Source organism: uncultured Imperialibacter sp., from assembly GCF_963974565.1.
GTDB classification, from domain to species: Bacteria; Bacteroidota; Bacteroidia; order Cytophagales; family Cyclobacteriaceae; genus Imperialibacter; species Imperialibacter roseus.
Map to the genome: position 1 here is coordinate 201,943 of NZ_CAXBCJ010000008.1, position 22,513 is coordinate 224,455.

General features: G+C 47.1%; 24 protein-coding genes. 3 read left to right on the plus strand and 21 right to left on the minus strand.

Going from position 1 to position 22,513, the window contains the following annotated elements:
• Positions 1-96: 96 nt before the first annotated feature.
• From AAC052_RS13395 to AAC052_RS13420, 6 genes are all read right to left on the minus strand, one after another.
• Positions 97-957 (minus strand): hypothetical protein, encoded by an 861-nt coding sequence (locus AAC052_RS13395; RefSeq protein WP_339813881.1) that lies wholly within the window; start codon positions 955-957, stop codon positions 97-99.
• A gap of 219 nt (positions 958-1,176) precedes the next feature.
• Positions 1,177-2,046 (minus strand): DUF5777 family beta-barrel protein, encoded by an 870-nt coding sequence (locus AAC052_RS13400; protein WP_339813882.1) that lies wholly within the window; start codon positions 2,044-2,046, stop codon positions 1,177-1,179.
• Entirely contained in the window at positions 2,043-2,597 is a 555-nt protein-coding gene (locus AAC052_RS13405; RefSeq protein ID WP_339813884.1) for a YceI family protein, read from the minus strand. Before AAC052_RS13405 ends, AAC052_RS13400 begins: the two co-directional genes overlap by 4 nt.
• 97 nt (positions 2,598-2,694) lie before the next feature.
• The gene (locus tag AAC052_RS13410) at positions 2,695-3,489 is read right to left on the minus strand and encodes a hypothetical protein (protein ID WP_339813885.1); all 795 of its coding nucleotides are present in this window, start codon (positions 3,487-3,489) and stop codon (positions 2,695-2,697) included.
• A 257-nt stretch (positions 3,490-3,746) separates the two neighbouring features.
• A complete protein-coding gene (locus tag AAC052_RS13415; RefSeq protein ID WP_339813886.1) occupies positions 3,747-5,417 on the minus strand; it encodes an alpha/beta fold hydrolase in 1,671 nt (556 codons plus the stop codon).
• Positions 5,418-5,931: 514 nt separating this feature from the next.
• The gene (locus AAC052_RS13420) at positions 5,932-7,230 is read right to left on the minus strand and encodes a M24 family metallopeptidase (RefSeq protein ID WP_339813888.1); all 1,299 of its coding nucleotides are present in this window, start codon (positions 7,228-7,230) and stop codon (positions 5,932-5,934) included.
• A gap of 355 nt (positions 7,231-7,585) precedes the next feature.
• Here AAC052_RS13420 and AAC052_RS13425 point away from each other — a divergent pair, with 355 nt between their 5' ends.
• The gene (locus AAC052_RS13425; protein ID WP_339813890.1) at positions 7,586-8,434 is read left to right on the plus strand and encodes a DUF1080 domain-containing protein; all 849 of its coding nucleotides are present in this window, start codon (positions 7,586-7,588) and stop codon (positions 8,432-8,434) included.
• 280 nt (positions 8,435-8,714) lie between these two features.
• Here the strand turns inward: AAC052_RS13425 and AAC052_RS13430 are convergent, their stop codons facing one another.
• Entirely contained in the window at positions 8,715-9,785 is a 1,071-nt protein-coding gene (locus AAC052_RS13430; RefSeq protein ID WP_339813892.1) for a M42 family metallopeptidase, read from the minus strand.
• Between the two features lie 56 nt (positions 9,786-9,841).
• Positions 9,842-11,419 carry an acyl-CoA carboxylase subunit beta gene (locus AAC052_RS13435; protein ID WP_339813894.1) on the minus strand — a complete coding sequence of 526 codons (1,578 nt, stop codon included), beginning with the start codon at positions 11,417-11,419 and terminating at the stop codon, positions 9,842-9,844.
• A 158-nt stretch (positions 11,420-11,577) separates the two neighbouring features.
• Between AAC052_RS13435 and AAC052_RS13440 the strand changes: the two genes are divergently transcribed.
• Together AAC052_RS13440 and AAC052_RS13445 are read left to right on the plus strand one after the other, a co-directional pair.
• Positions 11,578-12,516: an exopolyphosphatase gene (locus AAC052_RS13440; protein WP_339813895.1), complete on the plus strand. Its 939-nt coding sequence runs from the start codon at positions 11,578-11,580 to the stop codon at positions 12,514-12,516.
• Between the two features lie 225 nt (positions 12,517-12,741).
• A complete protein-coding gene (locus tag AAC052_RS13445) occupies positions 12,742-13,809 on the plus strand; it encodes an Ldh family oxidoreductase (RefSeq protein ID WP_339813896.1) in 1,068 nt (355 codons plus the stop codon).
• Here the strand turns inward: AAC052_RS13445 and AAC052_RS13450 are convergent.
• The 13 genes from AAC052_RS13450 to rplO form a co-directional block, all read right to left on the minus strand.
• Entirely contained in the window at positions 13,806-14,333 is a 528-nt protein-coding gene (locus tag AAC052_RS13450) for a hypothetical protein (RefSeq protein WP_317487956.1), read from the minus strand. The two genes, AAC052_RS13445 and AAC052_RS13450, sit on opposite strands and share 4 nt — an antisense overlap.
• A 36-nt stretch (positions 14,334-14,369) precedes the next feature.
• On the minus strand, positions 14,370-14,675 hold the full coding sequence (locus AAC052_RS13455; protein ID WP_317487957.1) for a septum formation initiator family protein: 306 nt from the start codon (positions 14,673-14,675) through the stop codon (positions 14,370-14,372).
• 89 nt (positions 14,676-14,764) lie between these two features.
• Positions 14,765-16,045, minus strand: coding sequence for a phosphopyruvate hydratase (eno, locus tag AAC052_RS13460; protein WP_339813898.1), 1,281 nt, complete (start codon positions 16,043-16,045; stop codon positions 14,765-14,767).
• A 7-nt stretch (positions 16,046-16,052) separates the two neighbouring features.
• Positions 16,053-17,150, minus strand: a complete 1,098-nt coding sequence (carA, locus tag AAC052_RS13465) for a glutamine-hydrolyzing carbamoyl-phosphate synthase small subunit (RefSeq protein ID WP_317487958.1) — start codon at positions 17,148-17,150, stop codon at positions 16,053-16,055.
• Positions 17,151-17,349: 199 nt separating this feature from the next.
• Positions 17,350-17,955, minus strand: a complete 606-nt coding sequence (gene rplQ / locus AAC052_RS13470; RefSeq protein WP_317487959.1) for a 50S ribosomal protein L17 — start codon at positions 17,953-17,955, stop codon at positions 17,350-17,352.
• Between the two features lie 6 nt (positions 17,956-17,961).
• Positions 17,962-18,954 (minus strand): DNA-directed RNA polymerase subunit alpha, encoded by a 993-nt coding sequence (locus AAC052_RS13475; protein WP_317487960.1) that lies wholly within the window; start codon positions 18,952-18,954, stop codon positions 17,962-17,964.
• Positions 18,955-18,982: 28 nt separating this feature from the next.
• Positions 18,983-19,588 carry a 30S ribosomal protein S4 gene (gene rpsD, locus AAC052_RS13480; protein WP_151997966.1) on the minus strand — a complete coding sequence of 202 codons (606 nt, stop codon included), beginning with the start codon at positions 19,586-19,588 and terminating at the stop codon, positions 18,983-18,985.
• Between the two features lie 19 nt (positions 19,589-19,607).
• The gene (gene rpsK / locus AAC052_RS13485) at positions 19,608-20,000 is read right to left on the minus strand and encodes a 30S ribosomal protein S11 (protein ID WP_151997965.1); all 393 of its coding nucleotides are present in this window, start codon (positions 19,998-20,000) and stop codon (positions 19,608-19,610) included.
• A 12-nt stretch (positions 20,001-20,012) separates the two neighbouring features.
• Complete coding sequence (rpsM, locus tag AAC052_RS13490; protein WP_151997964.1) at positions 20,013-20,390, minus strand: 30S ribosomal protein S13; 378 nt, start codon at positions 20,388-20,390, stop codon at positions 20,013-20,015.
• A gap of 2 nt (positions 20,391-20,392) precedes the next feature.
• Positions 20,393-20,509, minus strand: a complete 117-nt coding sequence (rpmJ, locus tag AAC052_RS13495) for a 50S ribosomal protein L36 (RefSeq protein ID WP_151997963.1) — start codon at positions 20,507-20,509, stop codon at positions 20,393-20,395.
• A 6-nt stretch (positions 20,510-20,515) separates the two neighbouring features.
• Entirely contained in the window at positions 20,516-20,734 is a 219-nt protein-coding gene (infA, locus tag AAC052_RS13500; protein WP_151997962.1) for a translation initiation factor IF-1, read from the minus strand.
• An 8-nt stretch (positions 20,735-20,742) separates the two neighbouring features.
• The gene (gene secY, locus AAC052_RS13505) at positions 20,743-22,062 is read right to left on the minus strand and encodes a preprotein translocase subunit SecY (RefSeq protein ID WP_317487962.1); all 1,320 of its coding nucleotides are present in this window, start codon (positions 22,060-22,062) and stop codon (positions 20,743-20,745) included.
• A gap of 4 nt (positions 22,063-22,066) precedes the next feature.
• The gene (gene rplO / locus AAC052_RS13510) at positions 22,067-22,513 is read right to left on the minus strand and encodes a 50S ribosomal protein L15 (protein ID WP_317487963.1); all 447 of its coding nucleotides are present in this window, start codon (positions 22,511-22,513) and stop codon (positions 22,067-22,069) included.

Genomic DNA, 22,513 nt, shown 5'->3' on the forward strand with positions numbered 1-22,513 from the left:
TTTTGTTTATAGCACGGTCATGAGTGATTCAAATGAGCACTTCTTGCACATTGTCTCACCCAACAAAAGGTCTTTCTCAGATATCCGTCAACGGAATTACTCTGCCCCCACCGTCTCAGTGTTTACAACTGGCCAAGCACCCGGTGACGGCACGCTCACTCCTTTGGTCTCTCCTCTTTCAGTATCCTGCCCGAAGTAGTACAAAGGCCATCCTTTGTAAGTAAGCTGGCTCTCACCAAATACGTCGATTGAACCAAAGTCGCTTTGGCTGGCAGCAGAAACAACTGCTTTGAGTTCTTTGGCATACACGGGCCAAATTGTATTGTTAGAAAAATCGCTGGCAGTGAAAGTGTTAACGTCTTTTGAGTCGTTGGTAAATGCATACAGTGTCCTGCCCGATGCATTCACGAAGAAAGCAGTAGCTCCTTCTCCTTCTTCATACGTTGAAGTGTAGTTCTTCCCGTCGTTGCCAACCAGTTGTGCATTTGCCATCATGATGGAATAGTCGGGTTTGGCCACAAAAAAGGCCCCTCCGGCACCGTCGCCGGCGGTAGCACCTGCTGTTTCAAGCACGCCGTCGCCAGCCGGAGAAAAGTAATAAAGCGGCCAGCCTTTGTAGGTTGTTTGCTTGGAGCCATTGCTGTGGGTGATCACTGCAAAATCGCCAGCTTCCAGGCCTGTGCCAATCTGCGGTTCTTTCGCATAGTAAATAGGCCATTTGTTAAGACAGCCATCTACACAAGCACTGTTTCCCGACACGTCTTTTGCGAAAACATATAATGTGACACCATCGGTATCAGTCAAAATCTGGCCGAGTGTTGCGTTAGTTGATAGTTGGATGGCTGTGGCTTCCTCCGCATCAGGATTTTCGCTATCATCACCACATGCCGTAATGGTTGCCATTGCCAGCAACACTAGTACAAATTTTGCATTCAATTGCTTTACTAAGTTTTTCATTTTTCTTTAATCTGGTTTAATAATTCGTTTGGTGTTCGGCCAAATTCTTTGCTGCTTAAATAGTTTCTTGTTCATGTAGTGCCTGTCAGACAATACTCTTCTGTCTCAAAACCGGGTCTGGTTTCGGGTAGAGTTGGGGCGCACGGCGTTATGAAATATTGAACTGAGGGATATTTCTCGTCGGCTCAAATCAATTAGTCCGTGTTAATAAGCTGGATGCTAGTTCAGTTGAAAAGTTCTTGAGACATTAAAACCGAAGTGAATTTCGCCTTTGAAAAAATCGTTGGTCGTTTCTGACACGAAGCCCTTAGGCACCATTGAGGTGGCATTGGTGAACTGGAGTTGGAACACGTGCCCTCCCGTTTCAATATCGACCCCTACGGCCAGCGCATTCTGTGTATTTTCGTTGAGGTGCTGAAACTGATAGTAATATTCTGCACAAAGTGCCACTCGCTGCGAAAGTTTGATGCGTCCACCCATACCCAGCGCTAAGATGTCATTGTTCAGATCCGTTTCGCCAATCAGGTTGCGGTGCACCCAGGTGGGCATCAGCTGGAGCGAAAGGCCGTTGTTAAACTTTCTGGCCAGCAAAAGCTGATGCGTAAAAGCAAGCTTGTCGGTAAACTGCAGATCGTACGTAGGATCCTTCAGGGTCTTCAATGCCATAGAGCTCAGCCACGTGGCGGACAGCGGAACACTCCCTTTGCCTATCGACTGACGAAGCAGGCGGTATTTGACAAACCCATCATAGGTCTTTTCAAAAGAGCTCCTGCCTGCTCCCGCATAGAGTCTGTCGTTGACGGCGTACTCCAGCCCTATGCGTACCAGGGCGTTGTCCAGCCCAAAAAGCTCATAGGCTCCACCGTCGATAGTACCAAACCGGTGCGCTATGATAAAATCCATCACACCTTGTTTTCTGGTTTCAATGGAATGACCATTGATCAGTCTGGTGCCTTTGAAGGTGGCATCCACCAGCGTTTTCTGATCGGCCTGCTCTGCTTCCAGACCAGCCAGAAGATCATCCTGGGCAAGCAGCGGCAAAGCCAATGCCAGCGAGATAAGGGTTGAAGTGATCTGCTTTACCATCATTTTGGACGTGAGAAATTAAAAAATGCCTTTACTTCGACTACCTCCGCAATGTTCTTGAACACGATGGTGGGTATCTCGATATCGAAATCAGCCACCGCCAGATTGAAGGAGGTAGTAGCTTTCAAGTCTTTAGCAGAAACATCAAATTTGACTGCTGTCTTCAGTGGCTTCTTCACTCCGTGGATTTCTATTTCCCCGTCGACTTCTGCTTCAAAGCTCCCGTTTTTCGAAAAATCGAGTGCAGCGAAGTTGCTGATAACGCCCTTGAAAGTCGCTCTCGGAAATTTGTCCGACTCCACGTAGTTTTCGTTGAAGTGTTCCTCCATCAGGCTCTTGTCAAAGTGAAACCCCTTCATCAGCATCGAAACTGCCAGCGTTCCTTTTTCAAGGTCTATTGCACCCAGCACCTCCTTGTTAGTGGCTTCAATGTTTTCCAGCGGTGCTTCAGAAAAGAAGGTGGCGGTTCCGCTGCGATCCACCATCGGGCCCTGCGCCATCGCCAGGCCCGCTGTGATCAAGCCAAGAATGATTGTTAATATTTCACGTTTCATATTTCTTCTGTCTTTACTTTCAACTGTTAAAAAATGGGAGCTACACGATTTTCTCGTATGCCGCTTGTTGGTTATTGATACTGCTGTCATTTATTAATCAATTTTGTAAGGCGCCATCATCCACCCAGCAGGCAATAGCATCTTTTTGTGCTTGAGTAAGTGTCGACCCTCTGGGCATCGATCCACTCGCTGTTCTTGCTTTGATGGAGCTGGCCCTGGCTTGAATAGTAGAGAAAGACCTCAGGTCGGGAGAGATGCTGCCGTTGTGGCAACCCGAAACCGCACAGCTGTTTTCAATAATGTTTTTGACAGAATTCTCGTAGCTAACGCCCGCCAACACCTCCACGCTCTCGACGATCTCACAACCCAGCTGGTCTGCTATTTTCACAGTATAAGTACCCCTGGTCAGGCCAGAAAAAGTCCTCCCCGTCTGAGGCTGGCCTTCGTTGATACTGTAGAGGTAGGGCTCCACGCCCCCAGAGGCTACCACCTCAATTTTCCCCTCTGTTGACCCACATCCCGACTCCTCCACCACAATTTCCTGCAGGTTCACTCCCTCCAGATTTTGAATCGGAATAGTTACCTCACTTGCGCAGCCTTTCGCATCAGTCGCTACCACCACATAGTTTCCAGCTTCGAGGCTACTGAAGACGCCGTCCGCATTTGTGCCAGCTTCTGACGTATATACATAAGGAGGCTCGCCTCCAGCCGCATTGACCCTAAAGCTCCCAATGGCTGCACCACATTCGGTCGCTACGCTTTCCAATACGTCTATTTCCACTGGCGACACCGAGCAATCTACCTGTGGTTCAGCCTGGTCCCAGGTGCACGACATTGTGGTGAGAAAAAATAGCACGCTGACAGTGCCACGAATTAATCTTGTTTTCATCATTAAAAAATAGTTTTGCTAGCAACCCCGCCCGGTTTCTAAAAAAAGAAGAATAGCCAAAAGGTTGCCATTTATCTTCTTCCCCAACGTAAGCCAAAAGCCCACTGGCAGCATTTAGGAGCCGTATTTCTAGTATTATTTGATGACAAAATTAGATATAACCAATAGGGTGTGGCTAGCACAATACCGCCAATTGTGTTAACATTTCCGACATAGGGTATAACAAAACCGACAAAACGTGGTAGTTCCTACGCTGATAATCAGCGGCTTAGAAGTAAAAGATCGGAGGGACTTGATCCAAACTCTTTTTTGAAACATTTAGAGAAATAGGACGGATTGGCAAAGCCTGTTTTAAAGGCGGCTTCTGCAATCCCAAACTCACTACCCATGAGCAGCTCCTTCGCACGGTGCAACCGCACAGAGGTAATCAGCTGATTGGGCGACTTATTGGTGACTGCCTTCAGCTTGCGCTGGAGTTGGCGCTCGCTGATGCCAATCTCCCGGCAAAGCATTTCCACGCCAAAAAGCTCGTTCTCCAAATGAGTATCGATACTCTGCAGCACGTTTTCCAGGAAGGAATCATTTTGCAACACCTTCTTTGGAGAAATTTGTCCCGCTTTTTCATCGGCACTGAGTGGATCGGTTACACTGAACAGCAAAAACGACTCGCCCGAAAGCGTTTCGTACACCGCCTTATACTGCGTGAAACTCACACCCGCTCCCGACAGCAGGCTTTTTACAGTTTGTGTGACGAGTATCTGGTTGGGTTTCGCCAGTTGAAGCATGGCGTCGACAAAGGCCTCGGTTTCACCGCTGATGAAGTGAGCCTCATCTACAGCCCCTTCTCTGATGTGAATACCAATGGCCAGCTGGGCAGACATGCTCTGAATGGCATCCACGAGATCGATGCTGCAATGAACGGCCTTGCTTGGCCCTTCAAATATAGCGATGAATGTCTGGCGGTTGTATTGAACCACCTTGCCCCGGTACTGCTCCACAAATTGGCGGATGAGCTCCTCAGGATTGGCATCAACATTTTCCAACGAGATAATACGGGCGGCAACTATAGTGAAAAGCTGCTCCTGATAGTTTCTGATGGGCTTCACCCCTAAGATAAAAGCCCTCATCGTTTCCAGCACCTCTTTAGTATTGCCCACCCAAAAAAGGTGGTCTCTTCCCGTAAACTCCACGAACTTGGCTCCCTGAATACGCTCAGCAATGAACCGTCCCTCCTCAATTTTCACGTCAATGTCGTGGGTGCGCTGCATGAGTAACGTCGGCACTTTGATAGTACCCAGAATGTCAATAATATCTACCTCCGTATTCATTTTGGTGAGCACCATGGCAGCACTGGGACTAGCCCCTGAACGAAAGTAGCTGGCCAGCCAATCCATGAAAACCTTGTCATTGGCTTTGGAGGGAGCGAGCGATTCAAGCCCCATATCCCCACTACCCCAATTGTTTTCGATCATGTCATACACCACCTGGCGCTCCTCGTCGGTAGGTGCCCAGGGATAATCAGGGGCATAGCGGCGCTTGGCAAACACGCCAAAAGTAATGAGTGAAATGGTTCGATTGGGGTAGGTAGCAGCAAAGAGTGCCGACACTGAGCCGCCCTCAGAATGCCCAAACAAAACAGCTTTTTGCGACCCAACGGCGTCCATTACGGCACGAATGTCGTCCATCCTCTCTTCCAGTGTGGAAAGCTCCACCACACGGTCCGACAGACCCGTGCCTCTTTTGTCAAACAAAATGACCCTGGCGATTTTGCCTAGTTCCTTCAGAAAGTCAACCAGCTCAGGGCAAGCCCACATCCAGTCAATGTTGGAAACCCATCCAGGAATATAAACCAGGTCGATTGATCCGGAGCCAAAAACCTGGTAAGCAATATTGATACGGCCGCTTTTGGTATACTGAGTAGCTGGCTTCATAACAATTTGATACTGTGTAGTGGTTGAGAATACAATTATACTACAAATAATGCCAACCAGAAGCGACATCCATGTAGTTGTCTTTCAATCATCAGACACACGATGTCTCGGCAAAAAAGTAGGCTCAGAGCATTCAAAAGTAACGCAATACCGCTAATCAACGCAAAAAGGGCAGGTTATTGCTAACCTGCCCTGGTTTCTACCGCTAAAAAAATGCGGTGCTAATCTGTTTAAAAAATAATACATTGCCCTCAAGGGGCAGGATTCAAATTTGAATCGCTTCTTGCTTTTGCGGATACAAAGGTACTTGGCATGGGAGGGCGACGGCTACAATAAATCCGGCGAATTCTATAATGTTTCCGACAGCGGTGCGGTAAAAAACCGAAAGAGCTGGCAAATTTCCGACACGGGCAGGCATTCAACGATCCCTGTTTTGATAATCAAATGCAAACCTTTTTCCTGATACAAACTGAATACAGGTGATTAAGTCAATCTGGCGTTGCCTGAGAAAAAGTTACTTAATCAACAGCACCCTGGGATTGATGGGGTACAGCCATTCGACTCCTCTGGCAGTAATCACAGCGTCGTCTTCCAGCGCCACCCGCAGTTTCTTCCCTCCCCATTCGGGTACTTTGGTGTAAGCGAAAAACTCAAGAGAAAGCAGGTTGGAGGGCTTGATCTCATATCCCAATTGTACCGGATTAAAAAAAGCAATGGACGGCCCGATGCCGTGACCCCAGTTGCCCACCGAGTGGCAGCCAATGATTACATCCGTTTTGTCAAGCTCAGTAGGTTTGTTGAACCCCGGCATCTTATTAAAACCTGCTTTGGTCAGTGCTTCGTAAACGGCATCCTCAGCTTTCTGCGCCGTCACTCCAGGTTTGATGGTTTGCTTTACCACATCCCGTACTTTCACGGCCTGGTCGAAGGCGTTTTGGATGCCAGGAGGTACTCCGGTTTCTCCTTCTTTCAACACATAAGCCATCCGCTTCATGTCGGTGTACATGTTCATGAGACCTACACCCCAGTCGATGAAAAGTACATCACCTCTTTGAATAATGCGGTCGGTGGAAGTGGCGGCGATGCCGTCAGGGCCGGTTACATACACTGAAGGCATACCAAACGACGACTCCAGGTTGTGTTTAAACTGCTGCTCCTTCAGCCACCACGCTACGTCCTCGAGAGTGGTTACTCCAGGAGTAATCACCTCGTTGGAGAACGCCCGCTCGGCAAGGGTATACGACAGCTCCCCTGCCTCCCCATAAATCGCTATTTCACTCGCCACCCGCCTCGACCTGAAGTCGGACGCCAGCTTCTCTGCCGAGACAAAACGCTGCTCGTACTTCTTCCCCAGCACTTCCGCCAGCTCCAGATAGCCAGAATGGCTGAGGCCATCCGCACCACCAATATTCTTTGACATATTGAGGCCAATTCTCTTAGGGTCTCGAGCCTCCACAAATGCCTTGAGTTCACTCGCCGACCCGAAGTAATCGTAAGCCCCGCCCTCTTCCAGCAGATAACCGTCGATGCCCAGCACGGATCGCTCGATACGGTCGCCCCCACGATCGGTGAAGATGTAGTAGCCCACACTGCCGACGTAGCCTTCGCCCATGTCGGGATACAGCGGATCGAAATTTCCCTCCCGGTTCATGATGATCCACATATCGATATTGTTTTCCCTCATGGCTTCGGGCAGCACCAGGTCAAACTTATCGTTTCGCACCTGGTTCATTTTGCGCCAGCGGCGCATGGCTTCCTGACTGAAAGAGCTGGTGCTGACAAGCAGCATGAAGAAGGCGAGCAGTATTCTCATCGTTGAATGGCTGTTTACGAGTACTGTGCTAATTAGCAATTTCCTGCGTTTTGCGCTACTGAGAAGTGATGTGTGGGAGTTGAGGTCGTTAAACTAGGCAAGGCACACGTGGACCCAGCGCTATACCGATGTCATTCCACACCTATATGGACAGATAACCACGGCAAGATGCACTCTCGTCCACCGTAAGAACGAAGTGAATCTTGCGCTAGAGGGGAACGGGTGGCAGGGAGAAGAGGAAAGCCATCCCGTTTGTTTAATATACGAAAACAGGCTTTAAAGGGTCTGCTCTTACCAACTCAAAGAAAAAACCGATATTGTCCGTAACTTCAACAGCTCACAACACGGCTTTACCATGATCAAACTCATACCTACACTTTCGTTGCTTGTTTTCATTATCCTATTCGGCTGCCAAGGCCCATCCGAAAAACAAGACTGGCAGATCCTTTTCAATGGAGAAGACCTAACCGGCTGGGACACCTACCTGGGCCAGGAATGGACACAAGTCAATGATTCTGCGTTTCGACCGGCCGGTGAACCAGTGGGCCTGAACAAAGACCCTAAAGGAATCTTCACCATAGCAAAAATTGATCAACAAAACGTCATTCGCATTTCAGGCGAGCAGTGGGGAGGGATTTCTACCACCAGCGAATTCAGCAACTACCACCTGAAGCTACAGTTCAAATGGGGAGAGGTCAAACACCGCCCCAAGGACAATAGCAAAAGAGACAGCGGCTTGCTGTACCACGCCGTAGGGGCGCATGGGGCTGATGGAGGCTTCTGGATGCGCTCGCAAGAGTTTCAGGTGCAGGAAGGTGACACTGGCGACTACTGGGGTGTGGCTGGCGGCGTGATGGACGTGCCTACCCGCCAGGAAGGCGAAAACTATATTTATGATGCCACTGCCACCATGCGGGCCTTTAGCGAGAAAAGTGATATCGGCAGGCACGCCACCAAACATCCGGATGGTGAAAAGCCAACAGGTGAGTGGAATACCCTGGAGTTGATTTGTTTCGGTGACACTGCCATCCATATCGTGAATGGCCAGGTGGTGATGGCGCTGTACAACTCCCGCCAGCTGACCGAAACTGGCGAACAGCCACTGAAGAAAGGAAAGATTCAACTGCAATCGGAAGGCGCAGAGCTGTTTTACAAAGACATCATGATCAAGCCGATTAGCGAGGTCCCTGAGGGGGTTTTGTGAGAAATTAAAGAGGTTACTATCTGCGCTTATGCAAATAGTAACCTCTTTAATTGTTGGCACCTCAATCGTCCTCTTTTGCAACGAGAGTGGGCGGGATTTGCGTTTCTAACGCATCAAACAACGGTCTTCTTTTCTTCCTGATTTTATGCACTACAAGTGCATGTCTCACACACCCTCGCTTCAAACGAGGGAGATTAAAGAGGTTACTTTCTACGCTTCCGCAGAAAGAAGAAATTAAAGAGGTTACTATCTGCGCTCATGCATATAGTAACCTCTTTAATTATTTGATATACCGAAAGTCATGCCCGGCAGGAAGCTGCACAAGAAAATCGTGCATGAGCTTGATCACGTTTTCCACGTCGTCTTTGTGGGCGGTTTCTACCGTGGTGTGCATGTACTTCAGCGGCAAAGAAATAAGTGCCGAGGCCACACCTTCCGCCGAATAAGCAAAAGCATCGGTGTCAGTACCTGTCGCTCTGCTAGCTGAGGCCCGCTGGAAAGCAATCTTGTTTTTATCGGCCACATCAATCACCATCTTCAGCAGGTTATTCTGCACTGCCGGCCCATAAGTCAACACTGGTCCCTTACCTGCTTTCAGGTCGCCCTGCTGCTTTTTGTCGTACATAGGCGCATGGGTGTCGTGGCACACGTCGGTAATGATGGCTACATCTGGCTTGATGCGCCTGGAAATCATTTCAGCCCCTCTGAGACCAATTTCTTCCTGCACTGCGTTCACCACATAAAGACCAAACGGCAGCTTCACCTTCGACTCCGCAATTCTTCTGGTAGTTTCGGCGATCATAAAACCACCCACTCTGTTGTCGAGCGCTCTTCCGCACAGGTAATGCTCGCCAAGCTCGATCAGCTCGTCTTCGAACGTCATCACACTGCCCACATGCACACCTTCCTTTTCCACTTCGTCTTTTGAGGTAGCTCCAATGTCCACAAAGATGTTCTTCAGCGTAGGGCTCTCTTCCTTAGCCGAGTCTCTTACGTGTATGGCCGGCCAGCCAAACACCCCTTTTACAACCCCTTTGTCGGTATGGATATTGACCCTTTTGGAAGGTGCAATCTGGTGATCGGAACCACCGTTTCTTCTCACGTAGATATAGCCATCGTCGGTAATATAGTTCACAAACCAGGCGATTTCATCAGCATGCGCCTCAATCACCACCTTGTAAGGCGCATCGGGATTGATCACACCCACTACCGTTCCGTAGGTGTCGGAAATGTAGGTGTCAATATAAGGCTTCATGTACTCCAGCCATATATGCTGGCCCGACGACTCAAAACCGGTCGGTGATGCATTATTTAAGTATTTGAATAGAAAATCTCTGCTCTTCTTGTCCATTGTCAATTGCTTATCTCTTGTTTTTGTTATTTATATCCAGCGAGCATTCATGCATACTAAAGCGGAATATTGCCGTGTTTCTTTCTTGGAAGCGTGTCTACTTTGTTCTTCAGCATCTCAAAAGCCTTCATCACCTTCACACGGGTGTTGTGAGGCATGATCACTTCATCGATATAACCCCTTGCCGCTGCCTCGTAAGGGTTGGCAAACCTGTTGGTATATTCCGCTACCTTCTCATCGAGTTTGGCAGCTGGATCCGCCGCTTTGGCGATTTCACCTTTGAAAATAATCTCGGCAGCTCCCTTCGCTCCCATCACGGCTATTTCAGCAGTCGGCCAGGCAAAGTTCATGTCGGCACCAATATGTTTGCTGTTCATTACGTCATAGGCGCCACCATAGGCCTTTCGGGTGATTACAGTGACTCTAGGCACCGTTGCCTCCGAAAACGCATACAGCAGCTTGGCTCCGTGGTTGATGATGCCATGCCACTCCTGGTCAGTGCCTGGCAAAAAGCCCGGAACGTCTACCAGCACTAGCAGTGGGATATTGAAGCAGTCACAAAACCGCACAAACCTGGCAGCCTTAGTAGAGGAATTGATGTCGAGCACGCCCGCCAGCGACGCAGGTTGGTTGCCAACGATGCCAATGCTTCTCCCTCCTATCCTCGCAAACCCAACGATAATGTTTTCAGCATAGTTTTTATGCACCTCCATAAAGCTCTCCTCGTCGGCTATTTCAGCCACCACTTCACGCATGTCGTACGGCTGATTAGGGTTGTCGGGGAGGATCTTATCGAGTGCGGGCCTCTTCTCATCGGACGAATGGTAGCTGACTGCCGGGGCCTCATCCTCACAGTTTTGTGGCATGTACGACAAAAGCTGTTTGATATTGTTGATGCACTCTACCTCGTTGGCACAGGAGAAATGTGTCACGCCACTTTTGGTTGAATGGGTGCTTGCGCCCCCCAGCTCTTCAGAGGTCACATCTTCCTGGGTCACCGTTTTCACCACGTTAGGCCCGGTCACGAACATGTAGGAAGTGTCCTCCACCATCAGAATGAAGTCGGTGATAGCTGGCGAATACACCGCACCACCGGCACATGGCCCCATGATGGCCGAAATCTGAGGTACCACGCCAGAAGCCCTTGTGTTTCGGTAGAAAATATCCGCATAACCTGCGAGCGACACCACCCCTTCCTGTATCCTGGCGCCACCTGAGTCGTTGAGCCCGATCACGGGTGCACCATTCTTCATGGCCAAGTCCATGATCTTCACAATCTTCTCAGCGAACGTCTCAGAAAGCGAACCGCCAAAAACAGTGAAATCCTGACTGAACACGTATACCATCCGGCCATTTACGTTGCCATAGCCTGTGACAACGCCATCACCCAGGTATTTCTCTTTGTCCAGCCCAAAATCCGAGGACCGATGAACCACCAGCTTGCCAATTTCCTCGAAGGTACCTTCGTCCATCAGGAGCTCAATCCGTTCCTTGGCTGTGAGCTTTCCCTTTTCATGCTGTCTGGCCACCCTGGCATTTCCGCCACCCTGCAGCGCCTGCTCATTCAGCTCTTTTAGTCTCTCATACTTTTCATCAATGGTCGGCAAATGAATTTTGGGCTGTGGTTGTTTCATTACATGAAGGTTAATTGTCAAAGATATTGTGGAATACACTAAAAACGAACTCAAATGAACGGTATATACCTCGGCGGTTAAATTTTGGCGGTATATGCTTACTGGTATGATAAAATGTTATCTTGCGCCAATTTTTAGCACAGCTGAGGGACTAAATCATGAAAGTCGGAATCATTGACATGGGTACGAATACCTTTCACCTGCTCGTTGCAGAAGTGAGAGACCATGATTTCACCGTCCTTTTTAAAGAGAAGCTGCTGGTAAGAATTGGCGAAGGCGGTATTTCACACGGTCTGATTACGGAAGAGGCCACGCAAAGGGCGCTGAAAGCACTGGAAAGATTCAACGAAGTGCTGAAGGCTGAAAAAGTAGATGAGGTTTTTGCCACAGCCACCAGTGCCATCCGAAATGCAAAAAACGGTGTAGAGTTTGCTGGCAGGGTTCAGCGTGAATTGGGCATCGAAGTCCGGATTATCTCAGGCGATGAAGAAGCCGAAACCATTTACTACGGTGTAAAAAAGGCTATTCCTATGACAGATGAGCCTGTGCTCATCATGGACATTGGCGGTGGCAGCATTGAGTTCATTATTGGCAACCAGTCGGAGATCTTCTGGAAGCGAAGCTTTGAAATTGGTGGGCAACGCCTCATTGACCAGTTCCACAGCCACGACCCCATTCTACCAGAAGAAGTCATCAGACTTCAGAGTTACCTGGCCATGAACCTCGAACCGCTCTTCGAAGCATGCCAAATGTACAAACCGCAAACCCTCGTGGGCTCATCAGGCACCTTCGACACATTGAGCGACATTTACATGCTCGACAACAAAATCGAAAAGAACCCACTCGGTACCGAATTTCCCTTTACGTTGGATGCCTTCGAGGGTATTTATGAGAAGATGATCACTCTCAACAGGCAGGAAAGAATGAACGTGCCTGGTATGATTGAAATGCGGGTCGACATGATTGTGGTGGCCAGCATCCTCATTCACTTTATTAACCAAAAGCTCGACATCAAAAACATCCGGGTTTCTGCCTATGCTTTGAAAGAAGGCGTCCTCCTAAAGACCATCCATTCGCTCTACAAAAAGAGGGTTTAATCCATTGTAGTTTAGTTAAGGGGTTTGGTGTCCCATTTCCATTTTTACCCCGGCCCTAAAGGGCGACTAAATGATGATTAACATCCCTTTTAAGAGAAGGGTAGAATGCTCTTAACTAAACGACTTTGAGTTATAATCCCTTAGAAATTTCTTGGTCAAATATTCTGTTTCTGATTGGGTAGCACCTCTTCTATCTCTATTTTTACCCTCTAGAAATCAGACCACATGTTTACATATCAGCATTTACTTTCCTTCACTGAAAATATACTTCTTGCCATCGGGCATTCTAAGAAAGACGCCACCCTCGGAGCTAAAGTACTCCTCAGTGCCGACCTTAGAGGAGTTGACTCCCATGGTGTAGCCCGTCTTTCAGGCTATGTGAGGCTCTGGGAAGCGAAAAGAGTCAATGCCAGACCAAACATCAGGATTGTGCACGAAACACCTTCAACAGCAGTTGTAGACGGCGACGGCGGTCTGGGTTTGGTAGTGGCACCCTATGCCATGAAAGTGGCTATTGAAAAAGCAGAGAAAGTCGGCACCGGCTGGGTTTCGGTGAAAGGATCCAACCATTTTGGCATTGCCGGCTACCACAGCATGATGGCACTGGAAAAAGACATGATTGGCATTTCAATGACCAATGCCAGCCCGCTGGTTGCTCCAACATTTAGCACTACCAGGCTGCTAGGTACCAATCCCATTTCTGTAGCCATTCCTGCCAAAACACAACCGCCGTTTGTTGCCGACATGGCCACTACCACCGCTGCCAATGGCAAGCTGGAAATCTTGCAAAGGAAGAACCTTGAGGCTCCTCTTGGCTGGGTGCAGGAAAAAGACGGAACCCCCACCACTAATGCCAATGGTGTAAAAGACGGTGGTGCGCTGCTTCCACTCGGCGGCGACCGGGAACACGGCTCGCACAAGGGCTACTCGCTGGGTGCCATCGTCGATATATTCTCGGCTGTGCTGTCGGGTGCCAACTACGGCCCCTGGGTGCCTCCATTTGTAGCCTTTCTCTCCCCTCCTGCCGATCCTGTTGGAGAAGGCATCGGGCACTTCTTTGGTGCCATGCGGGTGGATGCTTTCCGTCCCGCCGACGAGTTCAAGGAGCACATGGACAAGTGGATCAGCACGTTCAGAAAAGCAGAAACAGTAAAAGGGCAGGACAGGGTACTGATACCAGGCGACCCGGAAAGAGAAATGGAAAAGGAAAGAATGGAAAGCGGTATCCCGCTGCTGCCTCCAGTAGAGAAAGATTTAAGAGAGCTCGGCGAGAAACTTGGCGTGGCTTTTTAGAAGGTAAAGCCTACCCTTAATACTATGGGGCTGTTGTAGGGAGATCGGATGTCGTCGTACAGCAGATTGTATAGTGCACTAATCATAAAACCGCCGCCATTTCTGCCTATTGGCTGAAAAAGTCCGCCGCCCGCAAACAAACCGGGTACCCACTGCCTTACCACGTCGTCATTGGCATTGTAAAACTGCAGGTTGAGGTTTTCAAATTCACCGTGTACAAAGAACTGGCGACCAATATTCCTTCTCACAAAGGTACGCCATCCGTAGTTCGAATAAGACGCATTATAGTACTTGAAGTTGATGTACTGGTAGGTAACTCCAAGTCCTGCTGAAAGCTTCGGCGTAATCATATAACCTGCCAGCGGAGAAAGGTCGACAAACGTGACAGAGCCAAACTGAGCTCCAAAGTTGCCGCCGAGGTATACCCTGTCAAAGAAACTGCTGTTCTCCTGATCGTATTCCTTTTGAGCAAACGATGAAAACGAAATGAAAAATAGAATAAAAGCTGCTACTAATGATTTCATACGGTAAACAACGTTGTATTTCGTAATAACACCTGTCTACTCTTCCGCCACTATGATGTATAAGTCCTCGGTGGGCTTTTTCATCATGTAGCGCTCTCTGGCAAACTTCTCGAGCAGGTCGCTATCGCTAAGCAGCTCATGCCTGTCTTTTCTCACCTCTTCGATTTTCTCCAGATAATACTCCTTCTGAGCCTCCAGATCAACCAACTTCCGGCTTAGGCGCAGTTGCGTAAAAACATCGTTGGAGTCCAGGAAAAGCATCCAGATAAGGAAAAAGAAGGTGAAGAGGAAATAGAAGTTCCTCGTGTAGGGGGGCAGATTCTTGAAAAACCTCGAAATCATACTGGAAATGTAGTCTATTTCCCAAAAATAAAAAAATCCCGGCAACATGCGAAGCGCACGATAGCCGGGATTTTACGTAATGACCTTAATTATTTTTTAATAGGGAAATAAGCTGTTTCTCCCAATTCTTCTTCGATTCTAAGCAACTGATTGTACTTAGCCATCCTGTCGGAACGTGAAAGAGAACCAGTCTTGATCTGTCCGGCATTGGTAGCCACGGCAATATCAGCGATGGTAGCATCTTCCGTTTCACCTGAGCGGTGAGAAATAACAGCCGTCCAGCCAGCTTTGTGTGCCATTTCAATAGCAGCAAGCGTCTCGGTCAAAGAACCGATTTGGTTTACTTTGATAAGAATGGAGTTGCCACACTTCTCGTTGATCGCTCTTTCAAGAAACTTCACATTAGTCACCAAAAGGTCGTCACCAACAATCTGGCACTTGTGTCCGATTTTCTCGGTCAAAAGTCTCCAGCCTTCCCAGTCGTTTTCAGCACAACCGTCTTCTATGCTATCAACAGGGTATTTCTCAACAAGCTCTGCCAGGTATTCAACCTGCTCAGCGGTTGTTCTTACTTTGCCAGTGTCACCTTCAAATTTCTTGTAGTTGTATTTGCCGTCTTCGTAAAACTCAGAAGCAGCACAGTCAAACGCAATCATTACGTCTTTTCCAGCCTTGTATCCAGCCTTCTCAATCGCTTTCAGAATGTCGGCAAGGCCTTCTTCTGTTCCACCTGAAAGGTTAGGAGCAAAACCACCTTCGTCTCCTACGGCAGTGCTCAATCCTTTGTCGTGAAGAATCTTCTTAAGGGCATGAAAAATTTCAGCACCCATTCTCAGCGCATCGCTATAAGTAGGTGCACCTACAGGGCGAATCATAAATTCCTGGAATGCGATGGGCGCATCTGAGTGAGAACCACCATTGATGATGTTCATCATTGGCACAGGCAACGTGCTTGCGTTAGGTCCGCCAAGGTATCTGAACAAAGACTGTCCTGACTCTTGCGCTGCTGCCTTAGCAACTGCCAGAGAAACACCAAGAATGGCGTTAGCACCGAGTTTGCCTTTGTTCGGCGTGCCATCAAGCTCAATCATTATCTTATCGATAAGCTTCTGGTCGAAAACACTAAGGCCTATCAGTTCGCCGGCTATTTTCTCGTTCACGTTTTCAACAGCCTTAAGCACACCTTTTCCAAGGTATTTCGACTTATCACCGTCTCTAAGCTCAACAGCTTCGTGTGTGCCTGTAGAAGCACCAGAGGGCACGGCCGCTCTGCCCATAATTCCATTTTCAGTGTAGACATCTACCTCAATGGTAGGATTGCCCCTGGAGTCAAGAATCTGCCTTGCGTGAATTCCTTCAATTAAACTCATTATGTTTTTAGTTTAGATGTTCAACGAACTGATCAAATAAATACCTGGAGTCGTGCGGTCCCGGAGATGATTCCGGATGGTACTGGACAGAAAATACTTTCTTACCTTTCAATTTCATGCCCGCCACCGAACTGTCGTTCAAATGTATGTGTGTTAGTTCTGCAACGGAAGAGCTTTTCAGCTCGTCCATGTTTACTGCAAACCCATGGTTTTGCGACGTGATCTCGCTTTTCCCCGACACCAGGTTCTTCACCGGGTGATTAAGTCCTCTATGGCCATGGTGCATCTTAAATGTGCTGATACCACAAGCAAGCGCTAAAATCTGATGACCAAGACATATACCGAACAACGGTTTGTCCGCTGCAAGAATTTCTTTTACTGTGGTGACGGCGTAATCCATCACTGAAGGGTCGCCAGGGCCGTTTGAAATGAAGTACCCTGTTGGCTGCCATGCCTCCATTTCTTTGAACGTGGTTTGTGCCGGAAACACCTTGCAATATATGCCCCGGGCTGCCATGTTCTTGAGAATCGATTGCTTAATACCAAGATCAAGCACCGCCACTTTTATTTTGCTGCTTTCGTCACCATAGGTATATGCGTCTTTTGTGGTCACTTTAGAAGACAACTCAAGCTTGTCCATTGACGGCACCTGCTTAAGCTTAGCCATCAATTCCGCTTTGTCAAAAATCTCGGAAGAGATAATTGCGTTCATCGCTCCTTTGCTCCTTATGTGCCTCACAAGGCTCCGGCTATCAAGCCCAGAAATACCGACTGTGTTGTGTTTGATAAAATAGTCGTTGAGGCTCGAATCAGCCGTTTTGCGGCTATACAGCTTCGAAAATTCATTCACAACCACTCCGCTGATTTTAGGTGTAGCCGATTCCTGCTCATCCGCATTCACTCCATAGTTACCGATGTGAGACGTTGTGTTCACTACAATCTGGCCGAAGTATGACGGGTCAGTATAAATCTCCTGATAGCCGGTCATGCCAGTGTTAAAGCAAATCTCTCCTCCGCTCGTTCCAATTTTACCGATGGCATCGCCTTCGTACAAGGTTCCATCTTCCAGAAGTAAAACAGCACGTGGATTCGGTGTGTATTTCATGAGTATGCAGTGTTTACCTTTATATAACTAATGTGATTTATTTGAAAGCCTACAAGCATTCAAAACTAATTAGCCAGCTTGAGAATAGAGGCGAATAAGCAGGCACAAAAATAGAAAGAATTTTCTAAGACCCACCGCTTGAAAACAAAAAAGGGTTGACAAAAGCCAACCCTTTCAATTGAAATATTCTATTTTATGATTATTTCTTCTCCTCTTCAGCTGAGTCGTCAGCGCTAGCCTCATCAGTACCCTCTTCAGGTGCTTCCGCAGCCGCTTCTTCAGTAGTTTCAGCAGCAACTTCTTCAACAGCCGCTTCGGCTACTGGAGCCTCCTCCACAACTACTGCATCTGTAGCAGACGATTTAGCATCATCAGCACCAGCAGCAGCCTTGCTACGACGTGTTCTCTTAGCCTTAGGCTTCGCAGTTGCTTCTCCAATCAGCAATTCATTGAAGTCAACAAGCTCCATCATACAAATTTCTGCATTGTCACCAAGTCTGCTACCCAAACGGATAATCCTTGTGTAGCCACCGGGGCGGCTTGCAGTTTTTTCAGCCACAGGGCCAAAAAGCTCCTGTACAGAATACTTGTTTTGCAGATAAGAGAAAACAATCCTTCTGTTGTGAGTAGAATCGTCTTTTGTCTTGGTGATCAATGGCTCAACATACTTTCTAAGTGCTTTAGCCTTAGCTACAGTAGTTGTTATGCGCTTATGAAGAATCAGCGAAGACGCCATGTTAGAAAGGAGCGCCTTTCTATGGCTTGCTGTCCTACCTAAGTGATTTATTTTTTTACCGTGTCTCATGATAAATTAATCCTCCTCTAATTTGTACTTACCCAGGTCCATACCGAAAGTAAGCCCTTTCTCCTGTACAAGTTGTTCCAACTCAGCAAGCGACTTCTTACCGAAGTTTCTAAATTTCATCATGTCAGAAATTTCAAGTCTTACAAGGTCTCCCAATGACTTAACATCAGCAGCCTTCAGACAGTTGTAAGCTCTAACAGAAAGATCCAGGTCGTTCAGTGCTGTCTTCAGAAGCTTGCGCATGTGAAGAAGCTCCTCATCAACAGCATCTGGCTCCTTAGCATCGGCTGTTTCAAGCACCATGCTCTGGTCAGAAAACAACATGAAATGTTGGATAAGTATGTTTGCTGCTCCCTTAAGAGCTGCCTCAGGGTGAATAGAACCGTCAGTTTCTATGTCAAGAATCAACTGCTCGTAGTCTGTCTTTTGCTCAACCCTGGTATTCTCTACGCTATATTTTACGTTCTTAATAGGGGTAAAAACAGAGTCAATCGGAATGTATCCGAACACCTGATCGCCAGAAGGTTTATTCTCATCAGCGGCCACGTAGCCTCTACCCTTTTCGATTGTAACTTCTATTTCGAATTGCGCACTTTGATCAAGGTTACAGATAACCAACTCAGGGTTCAATACTTCAAATGAAGAAGTGAACTTGCCGATGTCACCAGCTGTAAACTTAGCTTGCTTCGAAATAGAGACAGTGACTTTATTGTCTACCATGTCAGCAATCTTCTTGAACCTAACCATTTTGAGGTTCAGGATGATTTCTGTTACGTCTTCCATAACTCCCTCAATTGTAGAGAATTCATGCAAAACACCTGGTATTTTTATTGCTGTAATTGCATAGCCTTCAAGAGAGGAAAGAAGTATTCTTCTCAGTGCGTTACCAATGGTAACTCCGTATCCTTTCTCGAGCGGTTTAAAGGTGAAAAGCCCATGAAAATCATCGGCCTTTTCCATAACCACTTTCTCGGGCATTTGAAATGCTAGTATTGACATAGCAATAGAAAGTGTTTAATTGATAAAATTATTTTGAATACAATTCGACGATAAGCTGCTCCTTGATGTTTTCAGGAACTTCATCTCTCGATGGAGCTTGAATAAACTTACCAGTCATTTGCGAGCCATCCCACTCTAGCCAGCCAAATTTATTGGAAGAACGTGCTGCAAGACTCTCCGTGATAGCCAATAAAGACTTAGATTTTTCACGAACGCCTACAGTATCTCCAGCTGAAAGAGAATAACTTGGGATATTTACTACTTCACCATTTACAGTGATATGCTTGTGAAGGACTAACTGACGTGCTCCTCTTCTTGTTGGGGCAATGCCCAAACGGTAAACAGTGTTGTCCAGCCTGCTTTCAAGAAGCTTCAGCAGGTTCTCACCAGTGATGCCGTCCTTGCGTTGAGCAGTATTGAATGTCTTAGCAAATTGTCTCTCCAACAATCCGTAGAGGTACTTAGCCTTCTGCTTCTCCAGTAGCTGGATCGCATATTCAGACTGCTTACGACGACGGCTTCTGCCGTGCTGTCCCGGAGGATAAGCCTTCTTCTGAAGGGCTTTGCCACCACCCAAAACGGGCTCTCCAAATTTTCTCGAAATCTTGGTTTTTGGACCAGTATATCTTGCCATTTCTTTCTACAGTCTTTAATTAAACTCTACGTCTTTTAGGCGGGCGACATCCGTTGTGAGGAAGCGGGGTCACATCTTTAATCACAGTAACTTCGATGCCAGCATTTTGAATAGTCCTGATAGCAGACTCTCTGCCTGATCCAGGGCCTTTCACAAATACCTCCACCTTGCGGAGTCCTTGATCATATGCCTTAGCTGCACAGTCTTGTGCTGCTACTTGTGCTGCGTATGGAGTGTTCTTCTTCGAACCCCTGAAGCCCATCTTACCTGCTGAAGCCCAAGAAATAACTTGTCCGTTATTATTGGTCATCGCAATGATGATGTTGTTGAATGAAGCCCTTATATGTGCTTGCCCAACTGCTTCAACAGCTACAACACGCTTTTTCGCCTTGTCTTTTCTCTTCTGAGCCATTGCTAAAAGTTATTATTTAGTAGCCTTCTTCTTGTTAGCCACTGTTTTCCTCTTACCTTTTCTAGTACGGCTATTGTTTTTGGTACGCTGACCTCTAACAGGTAACCCTTTTCTGTGACGTAGTCCTCTGTAACATCCAATATCAAGTAAACGCTTGATGCTCAGCTGAATTTCAGATTTCAGTACACCCTCAACCTTAATATTCTCAGTGATGATCAAACGAACTGCGTTCGCTTCCTCCTCGGTCCACTCCGACACCTTTTTGTCCCAGTTGATCCCAGCCTCAGCAAGTATTTTCTGAGCCGTTCTACGACCAATTCCGAAGATGTAGGTCAAACCTATCTCTCCTCTTTTATTATCGGGAATATCAACTCCAGCTATACGAGCCATAATTAACCTTGTCTTTGTTTAAACCTTGGATTCTTCTTATTGATAACGTACACCTTACCATTACGGCGGATTATCTTGCAGTCTACGCTACGTTTCTTTACAGATGCCTTTACTTTCATGACTACTTATTTATATCTGTATACTATTCTCCCTTTTGTCAAATCATAGGGCGACATTTCCATTTTCACTTTATCGCCTGGCAAAATCTTGATGTAGTTCATCCTCATTTTACCTGAAATGTGGGCTACTACCTGATGCCCATTCTCTAACTCCACTCTGAACATCGCATTGGATAGTGCTTCTACTATCGTACCGTCCTGTTCTATAGATGATTGTTTCGCCATATTATAAATTACGCTACAGCTACGTTTTGAGATCTGCCTTTTAATCTACCCGACTTCATCATACCCTCATAGTGTCTCATAAGAAGGTAGCTTTCTATTTGCTGTAAAGTATCTAAAATAACCCCCACCATGATCAACAGCGACGTTCCGCCGTAGAACTGTGAAAACTCACGTGTAACGCCTGCCATACTCGCAAATGCCGGCATAATAGCCACCAATGCAAGGAACAAGGCTCCTGGCAGCGTAATTCTTGTAAGCACTCCATCTATAAATTCAGAAGTTGCCTTTCCTGGCTTAATGCCTGGTATAAAACCTCCGTTTCTCTTCATATCATCACCAATCTGATTAGGGTTGATGGTGATGGCTGTGTAAAAGAACGTGAAAATTATAATCAACGATGCAAACAATGCATTGTACTGCCACGACTGGAAGTCAGAAAACGTTGTCCCTATGTATTGTGCCATGTCACTAGTGTCAGCCCAGATACTCGCAATAAGTGCGGGGAGGAACATAAGCGACTGGGCAAAAATGATTGGCATTACACCAGCTGCATTCACTTTTAGCGGAATGTACTGACGCTGACCGCCATATACCTTATTACCCACTACCTGCTTCGCATATTGAACTGGTATTCTTCTAACGGCCTGTGTCAACATAACAACCGCCATTACTACAAAGAACAGTGCAACAATCTCAAGCACAAGGATAAGCCCCTGACTCATGCCTCTCGACAGAGATTCAGCAATGATTGCTGCGGGGAACCTCGACACGATGCCTATCATGATAAGCATTGAGATTCCATTACCTATACCCTTGTCAGTAATTTTCTCACCCAACCACATACAGAAAATAGTGCCGGCTGTAAGAATGACAATTGAGCTACCTGTAAAGAACGTCCTGTTGGCCATCACAATAGCTTCTGCTGGAATAGTGGCAGTTAAATACCCGATTCCCTGAGCCAGCGTGATAAATATGGTCAATACTCTTGTATATTGATTAATCTTCTTTCTGCCGCTATCACCTTCCTTTTGCAGTCTCTGGAAATAAGGGACAGCCACAGTCAACAGCTGCAAAACGATAGAAGCTGAAATGTATGGCATAATGCCCAACCCAAATATGGAGGCATTACTAAAGGCACCACCTAAGAAGGTATCAAGCAGACCAAATATCCCCTGGGCTTCCCCAGCAAGTTTAGATGGATCGATACCTGGAAGAACTATATAAGATCCCAATCTAAAGATCAGCAGAAATCCAACCGTGTTCAAAATTCGAATACGGAGATCCTCTATGCTAAAGATATTCCTTATGGTGCTAATAAATCGCTTCATTCTATTAAAGTACGGTTACCTTACCACCTGCCTTTTCAATTGCTTCCTGAGCAACTTTTGAAAAAGAACTTGCAGATACATCTACTTTTGCTTTCAACTCACCTCTGCCCAATACCTTAACAGTATCGTTCTTAGAAGCCAATCCATGCTCGATAAGCGTGTCAAGAGTTACCTCTTTCACCTTGTAGGTGTCTACAAGCGTCTGAAGTACGTCAAGATTGATTGGTTTTGAAACAACCTTGTTTCTATTCTTGAAACCAAACTTCGGCACACGGCGTTGAAGTGGCATTTGACCACCCTCAAATCCTTTTTTCTTGCTATAGCCAGACCTGGATTGAGCACCTTTGTGACCACGAGTGGAAGTACCGCCCATTCCTGAGCCCTGACCTCTTCCTATTCTCTTTCTACTCTGGGTAGACCCCTTTGCAGGTTTTAGTGTACTTAAATCCAT

Excerpts from the sequence above, each read along its gene's own strand:
- AAC052_RS13415 (WP_339813886.1), bottom strand. The coding sequence starts at position 5,417 with ATGAAGCCAGCTACTCAGTATACCAAAAGCGGCCGTATCAATATTGCT.
- AAC052_RS13440 (WP_339813895.1), top strand. The coding sequence starts at position 11,578 with ATGAAAGTCGGAATCATTGACATGGGTACGAATACCTTTCACCTGCTC.
- AAC052_RS13450 (WP_317487956.1), bottom strand. The coding sequence starts at position 14,333 with ATGAAATCATTAGTAGCAGCTTTTATTCTATTTTTCATTTCGTTTTCA.
- infA (WP_151997962.1), bottom strand. The coding sequence starts at position 20,734 with ATGGCGAAACAATCATCTATAGAACAGGACGGTACGATAGTAGAAGCA.
- AAC052_RS13475 (WP_317487960.1), bottom strand. The coding sequence starts at position 18,954 with ATGTCAATACTAGCATTTCAAATGCCCGAGAAAGTGGTTATGGAAAAG.
- rplO (WP_317487963.1), bottom strand. The coding sequence starts at position 22,513 with ATGGATTTAAGTACACTAAAACCTGCAAAGGGGTCTACCCAGAGTAGA.
- AAC052_RS13425 (WP_339813890.1), top strand. The coding sequence starts at position 7,586 with ATGATCAAACTCATACCTACACTTTCGTTGCTTGTTTTCATTATCCTA.
- AAC052_RS13435 (WP_339813894.1), bottom strand. The coding sequence starts at position 11,419 with ATGAAACAACCACAGCCCAAAATTCATTTGCCGACCATTGATGAAAAG.
- AAC052_RS13395 (WP_339813881.1), bottom strand. The coding sequence starts at position 957 with ATGAAAAACTTAGTAAAGCAATTGAATGCAAAATTTGTACTAGTGTTG.
- rpsM (WP_151997964.1), bottom strand. The coding sequence starts at position 20,390 with ATGGCTCGTATAGCTGGAGTTGATATTCCCGATAATAAAAGAGGAGAG.
- eno (WP_339813898.1), bottom strand. The coding sequence starts at position 16,045 with ATGAGTTTAATTGAAGGAATTCACGCAAGGCAGATTCTTGACTCCAGG.
- AAC052_RS13455 (WP_317487957.1), bottom strand. The coding sequence starts at position 14,675 with ATGATTTCGAGGTTTTTCAAGAATCTGCCCCCCTACACGAGGAACTTC.
- AAC052_RS13420 (WP_339813888.1), bottom strand. The coding sequence starts at position 7,230 with ATGAGAATACTGCTCGCCTTCTTCATGCTGCTTGTCAGCACCAGCTCT.
- AAC052_RS13430 (WP_339813892.1), bottom strand. The coding sequence starts at position 9,785 with ATGGACAAGAAGAGCAGAGATTTTCTATTCAAATACTTAAATAATGCA.
- AAC052_RS13410 (WP_339813885.1), bottom strand. The coding sequence starts at position 3,489 with ATGATGAAAACAAGATTAATTCGTGGCACTGTCAGCGTGCTATTTTTT.
- AAC052_RS13400 (WP_339813882.1), bottom strand. The coding sequence starts at position 2,046 with ATGATGGTAAAGCAGATCACTTCAACCCTTATCTCGCTGGCATTGGCT.
- rpsD (WP_151997966.1), bottom strand. The coding sequence starts at position 19,588 with ATGGCAAGATATACTGGTCCAAAAACCAAGATTTCGAGAAAATTTGGA.
- AAC052_RS13445 (WP_339813896.1), top strand. The coding sequence starts at position 12,742 with ATGTTTACATATCAGCATTTACTTTCCTTCACTGAAAATATACTTCTT.
- secY (WP_317487962.1), bottom strand. The coding sequence starts at position 22,062 with ATGAAGCGATTTATTAGCACCATAAGGAATATCTTTAGCATAGAGGAT.
- AAC052_RS13405 (WP_339813884.1), bottom strand. The coding sequence starts at position 2,597 with ATGAAACGTGAAATATTAACAATCATTCTTGGCTTGATCACAGCGGGC.
- rplQ (WP_317487959.1), bottom strand. The coding sequence starts at position 17,955 with ATGAGACACGGTAAAAAAATAAATCACTTAGGTAGGACAGCAAGCCAT.
- carA (WP_317487958.1), bottom strand. The coding sequence starts at position 17,150 with ATGAAATACACACCGAATCCACGTGCTGTTTTACTTCTGGAAGATGGA.
- rpmJ (WP_151997963.1), bottom strand. The coding sequence starts at position 20,509 with ATGAAAGTAAAGGCATCTGTAAAGAAACGTAGCGTAGACTGCAAGATA.
- rpsK (WP_151997965.1), bottom strand. The coding sequence starts at position 20,000 with ATGGCTCAGAAGAGAAAAGACAAGGCGAAAAAGCGTGTTGTAGCTGTT.